Source organism: Pseudomonas sp. CFBP 13711, assembly GCF_014842265.1.
Classification (GTDB): domain Bacteria; phylum Pseudomonadota; class Gammaproteobacteria; order Pseudomonadales; family Pseudomonadaceae; genus Aquipseudomonas.
On the sequence record NZ_JACYVI010000009.1, the window covers coordinates 85,491 to 105,832 of the forward strand.

The window sequence follows — 20,342 nt, forward strand, 5'->3', positions numbered from 1 at the left end:
GATGGACCACATACCAACCGGTCATCTAGATCAATTAGTAAATAATCGATTAACGGGCTGGGTGTGGTCGCCAATAATTCCCGCGGCCAAACTGGCGGTCTATATCTTTGTCAATAAGGTACTCGTGGGTAAAGCACTCGCTCGCGATCTTCGTCCCGACCTCTTAAAAGCAGGGATTGGTGACGGCAGATACGGTTTCGCTTTCGTTTTCGAAAAGGGAAATCGTCCAAACAAAGATGATATAGTTGAAGCAACAACTATCCAGAACAACAGTTTTGTCAACCTAATTGGTAGTCCGATAAACGTCGACGACACCAATGTTATAGATGGCCAATATGCGGTCCGCGATGACGGCCTCGTCCACGGCTGGATAGTTTACGAAACAGGCGATTCAGCCCCTGACCTGGAGCTAGAAGTAAACGGAAAGTTAGCTGCTAGTTTTCGAATTGACCAATCCAAACCCGTTGAGACTTGTCACGACGGCAGTATTAAAGCCAGTTTCGAATGCTTAATACCGAAAGAATTGGTCGGGCATTCCACTGTATCAATCCGCGTTCTTCGGGGCGATACTTCATCTGCACTACAACCAAATTTAACGGAATTTAGTTACCACGGGAGTTATTTCGAACACCAGGATGAGGCTGAGAATTCTAGATTAGGCGTGCGCAGCATGATTGTAGAACAGCTACTAACAAAACCTTACATTTCAGTTTTGTTACCTACTTACAATTCAAATATCGAATTTTTAAATTTAGCCATTGAGTCTGTTTTAAGCCAATCATATTTCAATTGGCAGCTATGCATTGCAGACGACAACTCTACCAAAAGTGATGTCAAAAAATTAATAAGGCACCACATCGCTAAAGACCCAAGAATTTGCGCAGTTTTCAGAAGTGAGAATGGAAATATATCCGAAGCTTCTAATTCTGCCCTGAGCATCGCGAACGGCAGCTTCGTGGCCCTGCTTGATCACGATGACCTATTAGACGAAGACGCGTTGTTGCATATAGCGCATACCATAAATACGCACCCGACAGCTTCATTGATTTTTACGGACGAGGACAAATGCAATTCGGTTGGCCAGCGGTATGACCCGTATCACAAGTTGGGGTGGAACCCTGAGCTGATGCTGGGCCAAAACTGCGTAAGCCATTTAGGCGTATTTCGCACGACTCTCATACGAGCAAGCGGCGGCTTTCGATCGGAGTACGACGGCGCTCAAGATTATGAGCTAGTGCTTAGGATCTGCAACAACATCAGCGCCGATCAAATAGTACATGTTCCGAAGGTGCTGTATCACTGGCGAGCAGTGTCAGGATCAACAGCTCTGTCTGGAAATGAAAAACGGTATGCATCTATAGCCCGGCGAAGAGCGGTAAGACATCACTTGCGAGAAAGAAATTTACAAGGCAGTCTTATCTCGGACAAGATCACACATCATCTCCGCTTCAAGCCTGCGCTAGACAAGCAGGCGGCTTCAGTCTCGGTAATAATCCATCATCAGGGGTCTCTAAAAAATCTAAGTATACTTCTTCAATCGATCAGAAAATCGAGGAAGCTCACACCTGAAGTACTCGTCGTTAGTTCCCGATCTGCGAAACCTAGATCTAGATTGGTAAAATCGCTCGGTCCCATGAGGATACACTGGAACACATTCCCGGCCGATAGCTCAGCCGGGGAGGCATTTGTCCAAAGCATTAACCAGGTAAGCGGAGCCATCTTGATTTGGATTGATTCAAGAGTAATTCCCTGTAAGAAATGTCCTGGCTGGTTAAATGAACTCGTTCGTCAGGCATTGCGATCTGAATCAGGGTTTGTGGGTGCCAAAATTACTGACCCCTCCGGGCAAATCGAAAGCTTTGGCTACGATAGGCGTGCTGGGGAGGGCTTGACTGAACAGTTTAAAGGCGTCCAAGCTGATGAGTATGGACTTGCAGGAATCGCGCAACTTACTCGTAATGTCGCGGCTGTATCTAGTCATGTCTTTTCCATAAAGTTGAGCTTATTACGCGCCATACTGGAGTCACATGCTGCACCAGTACACAGCGAAAGCTGGATCGCAAGCTTGTGTGAGCATTCGATGCTACTTGGTGCGAAGAATTTAGTAACACCGTCGTGCCTTTTTTCGACGGTTCGTGGATAGCGCCAACTAGCAGTCCAGTAGGGCGATATTTATAACTTTCATATTCACTGACTTGGTAGCTAACATGTTCGATGAGGACGAGTTGTTTACATCATATATGGATTCTTTGATCCTGGGTGTTGATTTGCGTAACTCAGGAAACCTAGACGCCGCTGAAAAGCACCTGCTTCGGGCTGCGATGCTTGATATTAACGAATGGCAACCATTTTTTGAGCTGGGAGTACTATATAGTGAACGAGGGAATCAAGCTAAAGCCAGTAGCTTATTCTCGCAAGCGTTCACCAAAAGCCCCGGAGAGATGGAGGTAATAAGAGCTCTTCTATCAAGCTGCGTGGCGTCTAAAGACCTTGCTCATTTCGTGCAAATTGTCGATCAATCTAACATCCAAAGTGAAGACGACCTTAAGCTATTGACGGTCTATTACCAGCTGATGGATTACGTTAATACATATCACTTGCGATATGCTGGCAACACTTACGAAATACTGCGCCGTAATTCTCGGGGGTGGCAACTTATTTCAGAGGTTGTGGCAGAAATAGCTGGGTGTTTGAGCAACAATACACCTTACGCCTTCATTAGGCTTGGCGACGGGGAAGGTACATGGCTCCACCATAGCAGTAAAGATGAGATGCGCTTCAACGCTCTATATTCCAGAAATCGGGATGAATTTTGGGATATCTGGTATGGCGAAGCATCAGCGCACCATCGAGGGGCGTTTTATTCACAAATGTCGATGCTGGCCGGATGTCTAGGCGAAGCAGACCTCATAGGGGTACCACCTGACACATGGATTGATCACGAGTTTTCCATCGGGAGTATGAGAGGTATACCTGGCACTCTTAACGTAGTGAGAATGCTGGAGCAAACAGATCTTTCATCAACCGCGCTGTGTACTCAATTGATGCACTATGAGCTCGGCGAATCCATTGATTTCTTCGACCTTCTGTCATCATTAGATAAGATTGGCATTATTTCCTGTCATCCAGAAATCGTAGACATCGTTAAGTACAAGTTCGGCATTCAAGAAGTTGTTTATTTACCTATACCCGGCGAACCATCGCGATTGGCTTTGTTGGGAAACAACTCAGTCCAAGGCGAACATTTCCCAAGCGCATTCATTGCTACCCTTGACCACATTAAAAGCATCGACTGGGGTGGCATGTTATGTCTAGTTGGCGGAGGAATTTTAGGCAAGCAATACTGCATTCAAATCAAACGACAAGGTGGCATCGCTATTGACATTGGCTCCATCATGGACAAATGGAACAACAAAAAAACTCGCCCTGATTTTTGAGGCACTAATGAAAAACATTACGGTTGTGGGCACGGGTTATGTTGGGCTATCCAACGCTATTTTACTTTCACAACATAACCCGGTTATAGCTTACGATATTGACCAAGCTAGAATTGACAAACTAAATCAAAGAAAACCTACCGTGGCAGATTTTGAATCCGAGGAGTTTCTTCAGACAGGAAATTTGACGCTCACTGCGACTACAGATGAACTAGAAGCATATAGCGGAGCGGATTACATCATTATAGCGACACCGACTGATTACGCATCCCAAACAAATTCATTCGACACCAGCTCCGTTGAAAAAGTTATTGCTGATGCGCTGAGAGTCAATGACCGCGCAACCATAATCATAAAATCGACCGTACCGGTTGGTTTCACAATCAGAATGCGTAAGGCATTCAACACGAAATCCATTATCTTCTCCCCTGAATTTTTACGGGAGGGTCGCGCGCTTCACGACAACCTTTTCCCAACTCGGATAATTGTTGGCGACAACACTGAGCGAGGCCAGGTATTCGCAGATCTACTGGCACAAGGCGCTCATGCAAAAAATATTCCAATTATATTAGTGGGCTCAACTGAGGCAGAAGCTATCAAGCTGTTTTCGAATACATATCTAGCCATGCGAGTCTCGTACTTCAATGAGCTTGATACATATGCATCTGTCCATGGCTTAAACACGCGGCAACTAATCCACGGCGTAAGCTCGGACCCCCGCATTGGTAACCATTACAATAACCCTTCGTTCGGTTACGGCGGGTACTGCCTCCCAAAAGATACAAAACAACTACTAGCCAATTATTCAGACGTCCCCAACACACTGATTAGCGCTATAGTAGAGTCAAACTCAACCCGCAAGGACTTTATCGCAGACTCGATCACCAAGCTGAAACCTAACATCGTGGGCATTTATCGTCTTACCATGAAAGCGGACTCGGACAATTTTCGTGCTTCTTCAGTTCAAGGCGTAATGAAGCGTTTAAAAGCCAAAGGAATCACAGTCGTTGTGTACGAACCTGCTTATCAGGGGACCAGCTTTTTCGACTCTGACATTATATCTAACCTAGAGCAATTCAAATCAATGTCAGACGTTATTGTGGCCAACCGAATCTCGGTGGAAATCATAGATGTTATTGAAAAAGTGTACTCTCGCGACCTTTTTGGGGAAGATTAAATTACTGCCTTCAGTGCAAGGCGCTCCCTACGATTGATTGCTTCATGCGCCATACCCATTGAGATTTTGGCTGTCAAGCGGTGGGAGGTAATCGGAAGCCTGTTCAGGTAGGTCGGTCGGACCAGACTACTGGGCTAGGTTTTCTCTGGTATTCTCGCCTTGCCTAGAATTCAGCCCCCTATCGGTCCGCCGACGCAAGGCACTTTCCGTTCAGCAACCGATCGGGTTGTACAACCTAGGCGAACATCCGCTACTTTTGATCAGTTTTATGCCAGCGTCGTGTAAAGGAAACCCATGGATTTAATACCCGTAATTTTGTCAGGCGGCGTCGGCAGTCGGTTGTGGCCCGTTTCTCGCGAGGCCCATCCCAAGCCCTTCATGGTGCTGCCAGACGGTCAGAACCTGATTCAGAAAACCTTCCTACGCGCTTCCGCGCTGGCGGGTGTATCGGAAGTCATGACTGTCACCAACCGCGATCTGTTGTTCAAGACCGAAGACGAATACCGCACCGTCAACAAAACCGGGTTAGCTCAAGGCTTCATCCTAGAGCCTTTCGGTCGTAATACGGCTGCAGCAGTGGCAATGGCGGCGCTGCAGATTAAGCAGCTGCATGGCGCTGACGCCCACATGCTGGTCCTGGCTGCCGATCACCTGATTCAGGATGAGAAAGCTTTCGCCGCTGCAGTGGCTAAAGCTGTACAGCTTTCAGAAAAGGGTTGGCTGGTCACCTTCGGCATCAAGCCGCAATATCCGGAAACAGGATTCGGCTATATCGAAACGGGCGACTCAGCCGGGCTGGAGGGTGGCTTGAAGGTCGCACGGTTCGTCGAGAAGCCTGACCTGAACACTGCAGAGTCCTATGTGGCCGCCGGTAACTATTTCTGGAACTCGGGCATGTTCTGCTTTCAGGTCGGTACTGTGCTGGAAGAATTTGCCGCGCACGCCCCCGATGTGCTCGAGGCCGCTGCCGCGTCGATCTCCAGCTCTCGGTTGACCGAGGGCCCGGCCTACCACTGCCTTTCCATCGACCCGGACTCATTTGCGAAGGTGCCTGACATCTCCATCGACTACGCGTTGATGGAACGCTCCAATAAGGTGGTCACTGTTCCTTGTGACATCGGCTGGAGTGACATTGGTTCGTGGAATGCCGTGAGTGAGCTGACGGCGCAGGACGAGCAAGGCAACCGGTTTGAAGGCGAGGTATTGGCCCACGGTTCGCGAAACAATTATGTGAACAGCGAGGATCGGCTGACTGCGCTAGTGGGTGTCGAGGACTTGCTTATCATCGACACGCCGGATGCCTTGATGATTGCGCACAAGAACCACGCGCAGGACGTCAAGCACATCGTTACCCAGCTCAAGAGCTCCGGACATACGCTCCACCAGCTGCATCAGACCGTCCATCGCCCATGGGGTACTTACACCACCCTGGAAAACGGCGAGCGTTTCAAGATCAAGCGAATTGTGGTCAAGCCCAAAGCTTCGTTGTCGCTACAGATGCATCACCATCGTAGCGAGCACTGGATCGTCGTCAGCGGAATGGCCGTTGTGGTCAACGATGACCAGGAACTGATGCTCAACACCAATGAGTCGACCTTCATTCGTGCCGGACACACCCACCGCCTGACCAATCCTGGTGTTATTGATCTGGTGTTGATTGAGGTGCAAAGCGGCGACTATCTGGGCGAGGACGACATTGTTCGCTTCGAGGATGTCTACGGTCGCGCTGACGCTTGATGGCTGTGGGCTAGCCTTGATGTGGCACTTTTACATGACGTGGTGCGCTCGTCGGCCGGTATCAACGGCCGTCGACCATATGCGTCGACATCATGTACATCCGCGTCTGCGCCATGCATATACTGCCGCCCCTGAAACCAACCCCGGAATTGTTTCCATCCGTCATTCCCTCACAACACCCGTCGGCATGCATACAGGACCACAGTCGTTCACTGTCCGGTCCGGGCACATAAAGCCGCACGGCCACTGTTTCTCAAGCGACCCGTTCGCTCCAGTGAAAAACACCAAACGCGTCAACGAGGACCTTGCATGTTCGGCATGTTGAAAGGGCTTTGGGAATACCGAAGCTTCATCGTCACCTCCATCCGCAATGAGTTCATTGCCCGGTTTGCGCGCAGCCGACTCGGTGGCCTCTGGATGATCATTCATCCTCTGTCTCAAGTCGCGATCTACGCGCTTATCCTTTCCAACGTGCTGGCAGCCCGCTTGCCAGGTATCGACAACAAATATGCGTATGCGCTGTACCTGATGGCTGGGGTGCTGGCGTGGAACCTGTTTTCCGAGATTGTCTCGCGATGTCTGAATCTGTTCATTGAACAGGGCAACCTGATGAAGAAGATGCGCTTTCCCCGCATCGCGCTGCCGGTCATCGTAGTGGGATCATGCCTGCTCAATAATTTGCTGCTGTTTGTCGCCGTGCTGGTGGTATTTGCGGCGCTAGGCCAGATGCCTTCGCTGGACATGTTCTGGCTCATTCCGTTGACTCTGGTGGTTACCGCGCTGGCCGTCGGCCTGGGCTTGGTGCTTGGTGTAGTTAACGTGTTTGTTCGCGACATTGGCCAAGTCGTACCGATCATATTGCAGGTGTGGTTCTGGTTTACGCCAATCGTCTACTCCGCCAACGTGATCCCCGAATACCTACGTTCGTTCATGAACTTCAATCCGATGTTTTCTGTCGTGAATGCTTACCACGACGTCCTGGTTTATCAGGTGTCACCCGACTTGAACGAGATCGGCATCACCGTCGGTGCTTCCATCCTGCTGATGCTTTTGGGGCTGTTCATGTTTCGTCGCGCTGCACCAGAAATGGTGGACTCACTATGACACTGCTTACCGTTGACAACCTGGGCAAGGCCTACCGGACTTATAGCTCTGAATGGAAGCGCATCGCTAACTGGTTCTTTGCAGGTGCGAAGCCCAACCATGAGCACTGGGTGCTCCGTCATATCAGCTTTGCCATCAGACCGGGTGAAGCAATCGGGATCGTCGGACAAAACGGCGCAGGCAAGTCGACGCTGCTGAAGATGATCACTGGCACTCTGCAGCCCACTGAGGGTGCGGTTCACGTAAATGGCCGTATTGCCGCGATTCTTGAGCTGGGAATGGGGTTCAACCCAGAGCTTACGGGTCGTCAGAATGTCTATCATGCCGCAGGTTTGATGGGGTTCAACAATCACGAAATTGACGGCGCCATAAAGGACATAGAGGCTTTCGCTGAAATCGGTGAGTACTTTGACGAAAGTGTTCGCACCTACTCCAGCGGGATGCAAATGCGAGTGGCTTTTGCGGTTGCCACTGCTTTCCGCCCGGACATATTGATCGTCGATGAGGCTTTGTCTGTCGGGGACAGCTATTTCCAGCACAAAAGCTTTGCGCGGATCAAAGAGTTCCAGCGGCAGGGTACGACTCTGATCATCGTCTCGCACGATCGCGGCTCGATTCAGGCGTTGTGTGATCGCGCCATTCTTCTGGAAGGCGGTACTGTCATCAAGGACGGTGCGCCGGAGGAGGTGATGGACTATTACAACGCGCTCATCGCCGATAAAGAAAACGCGGGCGTTGAAGTGGTCTCGCTGGATGATGGGTCCAAGCAAACCCGATCCGGTAGTCGTAAAGCGACGATTGAGAGCGTCTCTTTGTATGATCGCGCCGGGACGGCGGTGGAATACGTAGGTGTGGGGGATGAAGTCACCCTGTGCATCAAAGGGGAAGTCCACCACGATTTGCCTGAACTGGTGGTGGGATATGTCATTAAGGACCGGTTAGGCCAAAGCATTTTTGGCACTAATACGCACTATCTCGACTGCAAATCCACGAGTGTGGCTGCAGGGAAAAAATTTACCTATAAATTCACGTTTCCGGCAAATCTAGGCATCGGGTCTTACTCCGTAGCGGTCGCGCTCCATGCCTCGGAAACGCACATCGTCGAAAATTTTGAATGGCTCGACCTAGCGTTGGTTTTCAACGTAGTCAACATTGCCCAAGACACATTTGTAGGTCTGAGCTGGATGCCGCCAAAGGTTGAAATAGAAGCGTGAATCCGGCGACACGGAACAAACCGGACTGATTACGGGCCCTGGCAGTTGCTGCGTGAAAGCGCAGAACTGCCGGTTGCACCGCGTTGCGGACTTCGTCTCATGCGCCAAGCCCGTATCAACGAGCACACAACTGCTGGATAGAATTGGAATCAGGAAGCGCCCGTGAGCGAATTTTACCGATCATTTGAAGACAAGCACCGCGGTTCTAGGCAACTCATCCTTGATCGTCTCAAAGTTTATTCGCCGTTCCTCGAACAGCTAAAAGCCTGTTGGGAACTGCCGGTCACCGATCTGGGTTGCGGCCGAGGTGAGTGGCTCGAACTTCTGACGTCGATGCAGATTCGTTGCCACGGCGTCGATCTGGACGAAGAGATGCTGACGGCATGCAAGGAGCGAGGTTTTTCCGTCACCCAAAGTGATGCCATCGCGTACTTGAGGCAGCTTGGCGATGCTAGCCAGATGGCAATCAGCGCCTTTCATCTGGTAGAGCACATCCCATTTGATCAGCTGAATGCTTTGGTTGAAGAAGCCAAGCGGGTACTGGTACCGGGGGGTCTGTTAATTCTAGAAACACCGAATCCGGAGAACATGATTGTCGGCACGTCCAGCTTTTACATGGACCCGACTCATGTCAATCCACTGCCTCCACTGTTGCTCCAGTTCATTCCGGACTTCCACGGTTTTGCACGCTCCAAGGTCTTGCGTTTGCAGGAGCCTGAACCTATTCAGGGAGTCCCATCTGTAACGCTGATGCATGTTCTCAAAGGCGTGAGCCCCGATTACAGCGTCGTTGCCCAGACTACTACCTCGAGCGGCCCTACCCCCGATCTTGATGCGCTTTTCGCTAAAGAATTTGGCGTGACGCTTGATGCTGTCGCTTCTGCCTACGAGGCGAGAGTAGCCGGTATCGAGACCGTAAATGCTACTCAGCAGACCACACTCAGCAGCGTTGAGGCTTATCTCGCAAGTGTCGAAGCCACTGCAGCGCGAGCTGCTGAGAATCTAAACGAAATCGTGGGGGCTCTGAAAGGGGATCTAGAAGCGCTTCAGCGAAGCCACAAGATTCAGCTAAACGCTGTGCACCTAGAGCTGCGGACGCTTCGCGAAGAACATTCCAAGGTCAGTCTGGAACTAGCCTCTCAAGAAAGGCTTATTCATAAGGCTGCTGTTGACACAGCGAATCTTCATAAGCATGTCGTGCACTTGGACCATCACTTGGATATCACAAGGGGTCGCTTGCATGCGCTAAGTGTCATTCTGCCGGGATCAGTCGTAAATACCGTTCGGTACGCCCTTCTGCAGCGGCAGTTGCTCAAGCGCGACGGCGTCAAGATCCGCTCCAAGTTGATGGCCCGGAAAGTCATCTTCTACGCCATCCGCAAAGCCAGCCCTTACAAGCCTGTGAAGAGCGTTGGTATCGCTGTACTCAAGAAAATCGGCGCCTATGAGTTTCTGCGTAGCCGATACCACAAGAAAGAAATCCCCATATTCCGTTCGACCATTGACCCGACGATCCCCATCGATACGGAAAACTTGTCGCCTCATGCGCGGGCTGTGTTGGCAAAAATCAAATTAGCGGAAAAGACCCGGGACAGGATTGAATAATGCGTATTGTTATTGACTTGCAAGGAGCCCAGACGGAAAGCCGGTTTCGCGGCATCGGTCGTTACAGTCTTTCCTTAGCATTGGCGATTGTGCGTAATCGCGGCGATCACGATATTCATCTGGTCCTGAATGGCATGTTGTCGGACTCGATCGAGTCCATACGGGCAGCGTTCGAAGACTTGTTGCCGCCTGAAAACATTCACATTTGGTACGCCCCTGGTCCCGTCGCCGAGATGGACGCCGCCAACCACGAGCGGCGAAAAGCAGCGGAGCTGATTCGAGAAGGCTTCATCGCCAGCCTGAAACCCGACATTATCCATGTGTCGTCGATGATAGAGGGATTCGTGGACGATGCTGTAACCAGCATTGGCCGATTCGATACCAAAACGCCGGTTAGCGTGTCTCACTATGATCTGATTCCACTGCTCAACCCAGCTCAGTACCTGAAATGGAATCGGGACTATAAGCAGCACTATATCGGCAAGGTCGATGAGTTGCAGCGTGCTTCATTAATTTTGTCTATTTCCAAGTTCTCATGCGCTGAGGGCATTGAATACTTATCCGTTGATGAAGCGAATTCGATCAATATCTCTACTGCCATTGATGACAACTTCCAGAAGTTGACCATCTCGCCTGCAGAGGCGTCGGTGTTCCTCCACAACCTAGGTATCAGCAAGCCCTACGCCTTCTACACCGGCGGCTCGGACGATCGTAAAAACCTGACACGCCTCGTTCAAGCCTTCGCTGGCCTGCCTGACGAAGTGCGCGACAATTACCAGTTGGTGTTCGCGGGCAAGATCCCACCCCAGCACTCCAATGCGCTAATTGCCGTCGGGGAAAAGCTTGGCCTCAAAACCGAGGACATGATTTTCCTGGGATACGTCGACGACGTGCAGTTGGTCAAGTTGTATAACCTCTGCCGGGTTTTCGTGTTTCCTTCCTGGCACGAAGGTTTCGGGCTGCCTCCGCTTGAAGCCATGGCATGCGGCGCAGCGGCAATCGGATCGAGAGCTTCGAGTATCCCCGAGGTCATTGGCTGGGATGAGGCGCTATTCGACCCCTATGACGTTCGGGCCATTACGAACAAGCTTTATCAGGCAATGGAAGATGACGAGTTCAGAGCGACGCTGATCGCTCATGGCCTCGAGCAGCGGAAGCTGTTCTCTTGGGATCACTCGGCGATTACTGCCATTGACGCGTTCGAGAACTATATCGCCCTGCGCAATCCCGAGAGCCACAACGGCAAATCCATCGTCAAGAAGCGCATGGCATTCGTGTCCCCGCTCCCGCCCGAGCGCACCGGTATCGCCGGTTATTCAGCAGAGCTGCTACCCGAGCTTCACAAGCTTTATGACATCGAACTGGTCGTATTCCAGAATGAAGTGACGGATGAGTGGGCTCTGCAACATTGCTCCATCCGCGATCCGCAGTGGCTGATCGATAACAGTCGATCGGTGGACCGCGTGGTTTATCAGGTAGGCAATTCGATCTTCCACCACCACATGCTCGAACTGATGGCATTGGTGCCGGGCGTGGTCGTTCTGCACGATTTTTTCCTGAGCGGCCTGAAGTCTTATTTGCAGGACGAGAAAATCGAAGTGGGGGCGTGGGATGAAGCGCTTTATTTCTCCCACGGCTATAGCGCTTTGGTCGAGAAATACCACACGCTGACGCCTGACGACTTGCGCCTCAAATACCCGGTCAACCTGGAAATATTCCAGCGAGCCCACGGCGTAGTACTTCACTCGAACTACGCCAAAGCTCTGGTCAAGCAGTGGTACGGCGAAACGCTCGAAGCCAAGTGCGACGTCATTCCTCTGCTAAGGCAACCATCGCCACCGGTAGACGCCGCCAACGCAAGAAGTGTCCTCGGGCTCGCTGCAGAAGATTTCATGGTCTGCAGCTTCGGATTTCTCGACCCGACAAAGATGAACCATTGCCTGCTTGAGGCCTGGGTCGACTCTTCGCTCTCGCAGGATCCTCACTGTAAGCTGGTGTTCGTGGGAGACATTCATCACCTCCCTTACAAAGAGCAACTTCAGCAAACCATGGCGCGGGCGGCATATCCGGAGAACATTACGATCACCGGCTGGGCTGACACTGAGACCTACAATCGTTATCTGGCGGTCTCTGATGTTGCCGTCCAGTTGCGCAACAACTCCCGAGGGGAAACATCCGCGGCAGTTCTGGACTGCATGAATTATGGAGCTGCGGTTATCGTCAATGCGAACGGATCGTTTGCTGAACTTGATCCTGAAGCCACGATCATGCTTGCTGATGACTTCCAGACGCCTGCGCTAAAACGCGCTCTTGAGTCGATGTGGACCGACAGGCCAATGCGCCAAAAGCTCGGTGCGACAGGGGCGAAAACCATTCGCACGCGGCATGCACCGGACTATTGCGCCAACTTGTACTTCGAGGCCATCGAGAATCACTACCTCAACAAGCGTTACGGACTGGATGCACTGACGCGTCGGATCATCGACAACTCCACTGATGCTCATATCCAAGACAGTGCCGTGAAGCTGGCGGACTGCCTGTCTCAGAACTTCCCGCCAGAGCGCTCTTTCAGAACGGTTTATCTGGACGTTTCCGCGACTCGTGCGACTGAATTACGAACCGGAATCGAGCGTGTTGCAATCTCGATCATGCTGGCACTTTTAAAGCAGACAGATAGCCAAATTCGATTCGAACCCGTGTACCTGTGCAAAACAAATGAGGTCTGGGGTTACAAGACAGCGACTTCGTTTACATTAGCCAGCATTGGCGCCCCCCCGGATCTGCTGAGCGAAGAAATCGTCACGCCTCAGCAAAGCGATATCGTGTTGACTCTGGATTGGTCTGATCGCCTGGTGCTCGCTTACGAGAGCGGTTACCTGTCATATCTCATGAATAATGGGGTAAAGCTATACGCGACAATCTTTGATCTGCTTCCTGTATTGCTGCCGGAATACTTTCCGCCCCAGGCAGAACTGCCGTCTCACCGCTGGTTGCAAGTAACGACCAAATTGAACGGGGCGGTTTGTATTTCCCAATCGGTGGCAGCGGAGTACTGCGCGTGGGTCGAAATGCAGGAGATCAAACAGAAGTCGTTCAACGTCCACTGGTTCCACTTGGGTGCCGATCTCATAAGCGCACACCTGGATAAGGGAGAGTCGGAGACGGCCGACCTGCCGGCGGTGCCGAAGCTCGGTGGCAAGCCCACTTTCCTGATGGTGGGCACAATTGAGCCGAGAAAAGGACATCTGCAAGTTCTTCGGGCATTCACCAAGCTCTGGAACTCAGGTGTAGATGTGAATCTGGTTATCGTGGGTCGTGAGGGGTGGAAAGGCGTCGACGCTGAATCGAGACGCAACCTGCCTCAGATCATCGATGCTCTCAGCAACCACCCAGAGCAAGGGAATCGTCTGATGTGGATGTCCGACGCCAATGACGCCACATTAGAGGCGATCTATGCGTCGGCGTCTTGCCTGATTTTCGCAAGCGAAGGTGAAGGCTTCGGGCTTCCCATCATCGAAGCCGCACAGAAGAAGTTGCCAATCATTGCGCGTGATCTGCCGGTTTTCCGGGAAATCGCTGGTGACAACGCTTACTACTTCAAAGGCGACGAGGAAGGCGTAATGGTTGAAAGCTTGCAACGCTGGCTTGCACTCTACTCGGATGACGCGCATCCAAAATCCAATGCTATTCAATGGCTCACCTGGGAACAGAGTGCGAGCCAACTGCTTGAGGTTATCTTGTGACCCCTTTTTCAAACGCTGCTGTATCGCCCAGCCAAAGGCCCGCGTGGCTATCGTCCACCGGGACGCTAGGGTTATTGGTAGCAATGGCGATTGCCGCCATTTTTGTCTACCGATACTTTCCTGAAGGCTTTATTGCCGGCACGTCTTCCTATTGGATGAGCGAAACCGAAGACGTCACTCAATACATCGCCGGCTTCAATGCGTACTTCCACTCGCCATTGAGCTTCCCGCTTTTGGCGTTCGACACGTTCAATTACCCGGTGGGAACACGTGCCACCTTCGTCGACATCATTCCGATCTACTCGCTGCTGTTGAAACTGGTGCTACCGTCCGGCATGCCGCCGTTCAATCCTTTCGGCTACTGGGTGGCACTGGCGTTCATCCTGCAATCGGTAGGGGGGTGGTGGATTCTGCGGGAGTTGAATGTAAGATCCTGGAGCACACTTGTCTGCTGCACAGTGCTGCTGGTTTGCTTCCCGGCATTGATGGCCCGCCTCGGCCACATTTCCCTGATGTCGCACTGGATTCTGTTGATGTCCATCGCGCTGTACATCAGAAGCAACCGGCTGCGACAGTTTGCGACATTGGGATGGACACTGATTCTGGTCGTGAGCATCAACGTCCATGCTTACCTGTTTGTAATGGCGTTGATGATTTATCTGTGCTCTGCATTCAGCTCCCTGGACAAACTGACACGCCAGTCCGCGCTTCGCGTCATCATCCCGTTTGTGGTACTGATTTTGGCTATGGCGGCGGCATTGCTGCCTATGCCGGTCGGACAGGTGTCGCCTGAGTGGGGTTTCGGCTACTATTCCATGAACCTGCTTGCTCCAGTTACCGGCGGGTCTTATGTCACGATCCCCGATGCAATGATGCCGGGGCAATATGAAGGCTTTAACTACCTTGGCCTGGGCGTCATCGCTAGCTTTGTTTATGCACTGATTCAACTTCGGCGAGAACGATGGGCCACGGTCAGACGTCATCGCTATCTGGCAACTGTGTTGGCACTGTTTGCGTGCTACGCATTATCCGATTCGATCTACCTAGGGACGCGCCAGCTTGCGATCCTCAACTACCCGGACTTCATGAAAGTCTTGACCTCGCAATTCCGGGCGTCGGGACGGTTTTTCTGGCCGGTTGGCTATATTATCGTGATCTTTTCGTTGCTGACGCTCTATCGAACGCTGCCTCGCAAGGTGCTGATCCCGGTCATGCTGGCGTTATTGGTGGTGCAGGTCTCCGACCTGAAAATGCAGCGCTCCAACTTTAAGGCAGGGCTCAATCGTCCCTACACGCCGTTGATGACTCAGTCGGCTTGGGACGCTCAGATCGGGAAGGATGTTCGCAACGTCTACTACTATCCGAAGTTTCGCTGCGGAAAGGCAGACACGCTGACGACGCTCATTCCGATGATGAACTACGTGTCGTTGCATAACCTGAAAATGAATACCGGTTACATTGCTCGCCATCAACCGCCGTGTGACGAGAACAGTCTCAAGACGGAGATCGCAGGCGCCGACATCGACCATTCAGTATTTGTGTTCGTGAAAAGTGAGTTTGGCGATGCTGCCAATGTGAAGCGTCTATTGCCTGAGGCAGAGTCTGCTCAGTGTGCTGATGTTGACTTTGCAATGGTTTGCCACGTCAAACGCTAAGTCGAGGGGCGGCATCGAACAACTCGATGCCGCCCCTCGCTGCACCCGCAACTCAGAGCTTGAGGCAGTTGAAGAACTGAATGTAAGCGTCGTCGATATTTTTGGTAATAGCACCACCTATCAGGAAATCGTCATAGCTGAAGGTCCCCGTCTTGCAGGTGATAGGCATCTCACATATCCCCCACTCCTCTGCGATAACAAAGCCCGTATCCAGCAGGAGCGACCGCAGTTGATCCGGCGTGTATTCGATCTTGTGATCGGGGTGGATCAGGTGATTTCCTATTGTGGCCGCATGAACGCGGCTAACATGCCCGTTGGGGGTATCCAGGCAAAAACGACCACCCGATTTAAGTACTCGGTATGCCTCTTTGCACATACGCTTCCCCTGCTCAGGCGTCACGTGTTCAATACTCTGGCCTGACCATACCAAATCGACGCTCTCAGACGGGATGCCTTTCAGATCCGTCATGTCCTCATAGCGCAAAAAAACCTTCCCCCCCTCCTCATCCAGCGCCACCTGAAAGTCCTTGTGACGCTCTTCGGTAGGCAAGTCGATAAGCACAATCTTCGAATATGCGTGGGGAAAGCCCATGTGATGCAAGGGCGCGTTCGCTCCACCTAGATCAAGAATCGAATCTCCCGCTGGCAGCAGGTATTTCACCATCTTTAGCCGAGCGTTATGGATGAGATAGAGGTGAATATCCATTACCCCCTTACTCGTCCACTCAAGGCCATCTTTGGATAGCAGCAGGACGCTGGCAACATCAATGTCGCTTTTGAGGAATGAATGATCGGAAACCACGTGGTCGATGTCTGCAATCGACGCATTTTTATTCAGTAGCTTATATATGCCGCCGACCATCTCATGCCGCGTTTCCCAAGCGTTCATCGATTCAACTCCCGGTGTCGTAAGGCATTGGTTTTAGCTTACCTTCAGGGCTTTAGCGAATTGACCGCCCAAATATTCATCTGAAAGATAGGCGCCGCAGATGACGATTCGTAACACTCCTGGCATTTCTTCAGCGTCCAATACGGGAGGAAGGCGCCGCTCCCCGCTCCAACAAGGCGTTTACTCGAGAATTCGGGCAGGATCGCGTTCCGTCCCGCCGGTACTTACATCGTGTTACTGCGTGAGAGGCTTGGTACGGTAGATAACCCCGATGTACCATACGCACCTGCCCATATCATCTACCCAACACGTGCGGTTAAAGCACTAAGACGGAGTTCAAAGGATTCGCATGAAAGCAATCGTTACCGGCATCACTGGTCAAGACGGCGCCTACCTGGCTGAACTGCTGCTTGGCAAGGGCTACACCGTCTACGGCACCTATCGTCGTACCAGTTCTGTCAATTTCTGGCGGATCGAAGAACTGGGCATCCAGAACAATCCAAACCTGCACCTGGTCGAGTACGACCTGACCGACTTGTCGGCCAGCATCCGCCTGCTGCAGACCACCGAAGCCACCGAGGTGTACAACCTCGCCGCGCAGAGCTTCGTAGGCGTTTCCTTTGAACAGCCGATCACCACCGCCGAAATCACCGGCCTAGGCGCTGTGAATCTGCTGGAAGCCATCCGTATCGTTAACCCGAAAGTCCGCTTCTACCAGGCGTCGACTTCCGAGATGTTCGGTAAGGTTCAGGCCATTCCTCAGGTTGAAGACACCCCGTTCTATCCGCGCAGCCCATACGGCGTCGCCAAGCTGTACGCCCACTGGATGACCATCAACTACCGCGAGTCGTACGGCATTTTTGCGACCAGCGGCATTCTGTTCAACCACGAGTCGCCACTGCGCGGCCGTGAGTTCGTCACGCGCAAAATCACTGACACCGTTGCCAAGATCAAGCTGGGTCTGCAGGACTCGCTGGTACTGGGCAACATGGACGCCAAGCGCGACTGGGGCTTCGCCAAAGAGTACGTCGAAGGCATGTGGCGCATGCTGCAGGCTGATCAGCCGGACACCTTCGTTCTGGCCACCAACCGCACTGAAACCGTCCGTGACTTCGTCGCGATGGCATTCAAGGCTGTCGACATCACCATCAACTGGAGTGGCGAAGCGGAAGAAGAAATCGGTACCTGCGCTGCCACTGGCAAGGTCCTGGTCTCGGTCAATCCGAAGTTCTACCGCCCGACCGAAGTTGAGCTGTTGATCGGCAACCCGGCCAAAGCCAAGGAAGTCCTGGGCTGGGAGCCTAAGACCAACCTGGAAGAGCTGTGCCGCATGATGGTCGAAGCAGACCTGCGTCGTAACGAAAAAGGGTTCTCGTTCTGATGAGTATCGCCGGCAAGCGAGCGCTGATAACGGGTATTCATGGATTTACGGGGCGCTACATGGCGGCCGAGCTCACAGCCCAGGGCTGCGAGGTTGTCGGTCTGGGCAGCAATCCGTCCGATGAAGCCAATTATTATCAGGCTGATCTCACCGATCTGGTGGGTCTGAGCAAGCTGCTGGCGGACCTTCAGCCGGACATCGTCGTTCATCTCGCGGCGTTGGCGTTTGTCGGGCATGGCGCGGCGGATGCGTTTTACCAGGTCAACCTGATTGGTACGCGCAACCTGCTCGAAGCCATCGCCAACTGCGGCAAGGCGCCGGAAAGCGTTTTGCTCGCGAGCAGTGCCAACGTGTATGGCAATGCGTCGGAAGGGTTGCTCGATGAGAGCACCAGGCCAGCGCCGGCCAACGATTACGCGGTGAGCAAGCTGGCCATGGAATACATGGCCAGTTTGTGGTTCGGGCGGTTGCCGATCATCATCGCGCGCCCGTTCAACTACACCGGCGTCGGCCAGGCGGATAACTTCCTGCTGCCGAAGATCGTCAAACACTTCCGCGAGAAGGCCGGGAAGATCGAGCTGGGCAACCTGGATGTCTGGCGCGATTTCAGCGACGTCCGTTCGCTGGTGGCCGCTTATCGCGGGCTGCTGGAAGCCAAGCCGTTCGGTCAGTACGTCAACGTCAGCTCGGGCAAGACTCACTCGCTGCGTGAAGTGATCGACATGTGTCGCGCCATCACCGGCCACGACCTCACCGTCGAAGTGAATCCTGCTTTCGTGCGGGCCAACGAGGTCAAGACCTTGTGTGGCGACAACAGCAAGCTGAAGTCGCTGGTCCCGGGCTGGCAGACACCCGAGCTGAGCGAAACGCTTGGCTGGATGCTGGCCGACGCGTAACGCCGCAGTACCCAACCCGAAGCGCTGTGAGGCGCTTCGGGTTTTCCTTTATCCTCCGCTCCACACATCCCCGCTCTGCCCGCAACGCACCTATCGCGAGAACAGCGGACGTTATCGTTTCGTCAGAGAATCCTGATGACCAAAGTTTTGCACTTCTTCAAAACCTACTTCCCGGAAAGCAAGGGCGGTGGGGTCGAGCAAGTCATCTTCCAACTGGCACAGGGTTGCCAGGCCCACGGGATCGAGTCCCAGGTGCTGTCGCTGAGCACACAAGGCGCGGCGCGTAACGAGATAGTGGGCAATCACATCGCGCACCGCTCCAAACAGGATTTGTATGTCGCGTCGACAGGCTTTTCGCTGTCGGGTATCCGGGACTTCAAAGAGCTCGCGCGTGACGCCGACATCGTGCATTACCACTTCCCGTGGCCGTACATGGACATCGCGCACTTTGCCGCTCACATCAAAAAACCGACGGTGGTGAGCTACCACTCGGACATCATCAAGCAGAAGACGCTGCTCAAGCTGTATGCGCCGCTGATGAATCGCTTTCTGGGAAGCGTTGATCGGATCGTCGTATCGTCGCCGAACTATGCCGCCAGCAGTGAAGTGCTAACCCGGTTCAGGGATAAGGTTGAGATCATTCCGTTTGGTCTGGATCGAGCCACCTACCCTGCCCCTTCTCAGGCAAAACTTGAGCAGTGGAAGCAGCAATTGGGCGAACGCTTCTTTCTGTTCGTCGGTGCGCTGCGTTACTACAAGGGCCTGGATTTCCTGCTTGAGGCAGCGCACAAAAATCGCCTGCCGGTGGTGATCATGGGCGGCGGGCATCAGGAGCTGGAGCTCAAGGCGAAAGCCAAGGCGCTCGGGCTTAGTAACGTCGTGTTTGTGGGCAGCCTGCCGGACGAGGACAAGAACGCGCTGCTGATGCTCTGCGAAGCCTTTGTCTTCCCTTCGCACCAGCGTTCGGAATCGTTCGGGATCTCGCTGCTGGAAGCGGCGATGTATGGCAAGCCAATGATCTCGTGCGAGATGGGCACTGGCACCACCTTCATCAACATCGCGGACGAGACCGGGCTGGTTGTTCCGCCACGGGACCCGGATGCGTTGGCGGCCGCGATGAATACGCTGTGGAATGACCGAGAGCGGGCGAAGCAGATGGGGCTGAAGGCGGCGCAGCGGTTTGAGTCGATGTTTACGTCGGAGAAGATGGTGCAGGGGTATGCGGATCTTTATCAGGATGTGCTGCGCGGGCGTTAGGCCCTTTTGGGTGTGTCGTTGGGACGTGGACTGGCGAGCCATCTTTCGCGAGCAAGCTCGCTCCCACAATTGATTGCGTCGACCGGGCACTATGGATTGAACGCAGAACCTGTGCGAGCGAGCTTGCTCGCGAATAGGCCGGTCCATCCGGTGGATTTTCTGCGCCGGACAAACAGCTTTGCGAGCAAGCTCGCTCCCACAATAAACTCGCTGGTCCGGGCAATGGGATTGGCCGGACCGTACTGCA

Annotated in this window: 13 protein-coding genes; 12 read left to right on the plus strand and 1 reads right to left on the minus strand. The window is 52.9% G+C overall.

Annotated features, from left to right (window positions below; all coding sequences use genetic code 11):
- The first annotated feature begins 1 nt into the window (after position 1).
- The 9 genes from IFT47_RS17510 to IFT47_RS17550 all read left to right on the plus strand — a co-directional run bounded on the left by IFT47_RS17510 (position 2) and on the right by IFT47_RS17550 (position 15,672).
- Positions 2-2,143 carry a glycosyltransferase family 2 protein gene (locus tag IFT47_RS17510; protein WP_192174584.1) on the plus strand — a complete coding sequence of 714 codons (2,142 nt, stop codon included), beginning with the start codon at positions 2-4 and terminating at the stop codon, positions 2,141-2,143.
- Between the two features lie 64 nt (positions 2,144-2,207).
- Positions 2,208-3,437, plus strand: coding sequence for a tetratricopeptide repeat protein (locus IFT47_RS17515; RefSeq protein WP_192174583.1), 1,230 nt, complete (start codon positions 2,208-2,210; stop codon positions 3,435-3,437).
- Positions 3,438-3,444: 7 nt separating this feature from the next.
- Positions 3,445-4,614 carry a nucleotide sugar dehydrogenase gene (locus IFT47_RS17520; RefSeq protein WP_192174582.1) on the plus strand — a complete coding sequence of 390 codons (1,170 nt, stop codon included), beginning with the start codon at positions 3,445-3,447 and terminating at the stop codon, positions 4,612-4,614.
- A 294-nt stretch (positions 4,615-4,908) separates the two neighbouring features.
- Complete coding sequence (locus IFT47_RS17525; RefSeq protein ID WP_192174581.1) at positions 4,909-6,351, plus strand: mannose-1-phosphate guanylyltransferase/mannose-6-phosphate isomerase; 1,443 nt, start codon at positions 4,909-4,911, stop codon at positions 6,349-6,351.
- Between the two features lie 309 nt (positions 6,352-6,660).
- Positions 6,661-7,455, plus strand: a complete 795-nt coding sequence (locus IFT47_RS17530; protein WP_192174580.1) for an ABC transporter permease — start codon at positions 6,661-6,663, stop codon at positions 7,453-7,455.
- A complete protein-coding gene (locus IFT47_RS17535; RefSeq protein ID WP_192174579.1) occupies positions 7,452-8,669 on the plus strand; it encodes an ABC transporter ATP-binding protein in 1,218 nt (405 codons plus the stop codon). Before IFT47_RS17530 ends, IFT47_RS17535 begins: the two co-directional genes overlap by 4 nt.
- Positions 8,670-8,831: 162 nt before the next feature.
- Entirely contained in the window at positions 8,832-10,274 is a 1,443-nt protein-coding gene (locus tag IFT47_RS17540) for a methyltransferase domain-containing protein (RefSeq protein ID WP_192174578.1), read from the plus strand.
- Positions 10,274-14,017, plus strand: coding sequence for a glycosyltransferase (locus IFT47_RS17545; RefSeq protein ID WP_192174577.1), 3,744 nt, complete (start codon positions 10,274-10,276; stop codon positions 14,015-14,017). The genes IFT47_RS17540 and IFT47_RS17545 overlap by 1 nt, the downstream gene beginning before the upstream one ends.
- An 83-nt stretch (positions 14,018-14,100) precedes the next feature.
- The gene (locus tag IFT47_RS17550) at positions 14,101-15,672 is read left to right on the plus strand and encodes a DUF6311 domain-containing protein (protein ID WP_192174576.1); all 1,572 of its coding nucleotides are present in this window, start codon (positions 14,101-14,103) and stop codon (positions 15,670-15,672) included.
- A gap of 52 nt (positions 15,673-15,724) precedes the next feature.
- Here the strand turns inward: IFT47_RS17550 and IFT47_RS17555 are convergent, their stop codons facing one another.
- Entirely contained in the window at positions 15,725-16,561 is an 837-nt protein-coding gene (locus tag IFT47_RS17555; RefSeq protein WP_192174575.1) for a class I SAM-dependent methyltransferase, read from the minus strand.
- Positions 16,562-16,910: 349 nt separating this feature from the next.
- On the opposite strand from IFT47_RS17555, the gene gmd reads away from it, so the two are divergent.
- The 3 genes from gmd to IFT47_RS17570 all read left to right on the plus strand — a co-directional run bounded on the left by gmd (position 16,911) and on the right by IFT47_RS17570 (position 20,095).
- Positions 16,911-17,942 (plus strand): GDP-mannose 4,6-dehydratase, encoded by a 1,032-nt coding sequence (gmd, locus tag IFT47_RS17560; RefSeq protein WP_192174574.1) that lies wholly within the window; start codon positions 16,911-16,913, stop codon positions 17,940-17,942.
- Positions 17,942-18,838 (plus strand): GDP-mannose 4,6-dehydratase, encoded by an 897-nt coding sequence (locus IFT47_RS17565; protein ID WP_192174573.1) that lies wholly within the window; start codon positions 17,942-17,944, stop codon positions 18,836-18,838. Before gmd ends, IFT47_RS17565 begins: the two co-directional genes overlap by 1 nt.
- A 135-nt stretch (positions 18,839-18,973) precedes the next feature.
- The gene (locus IFT47_RS17570; RefSeq protein WP_192174572.1) at positions 18,974-20,095 is read left to right on the plus strand and encodes a glycosyltransferase family 4 protein; all 1,122 of its coding nucleotides are present in this window, start codon (positions 18,974-18,976) and stop codon (positions 20,093-20,095) included.
- Positions 20,096-20,342: the final 247 nt, after the last annotated feature.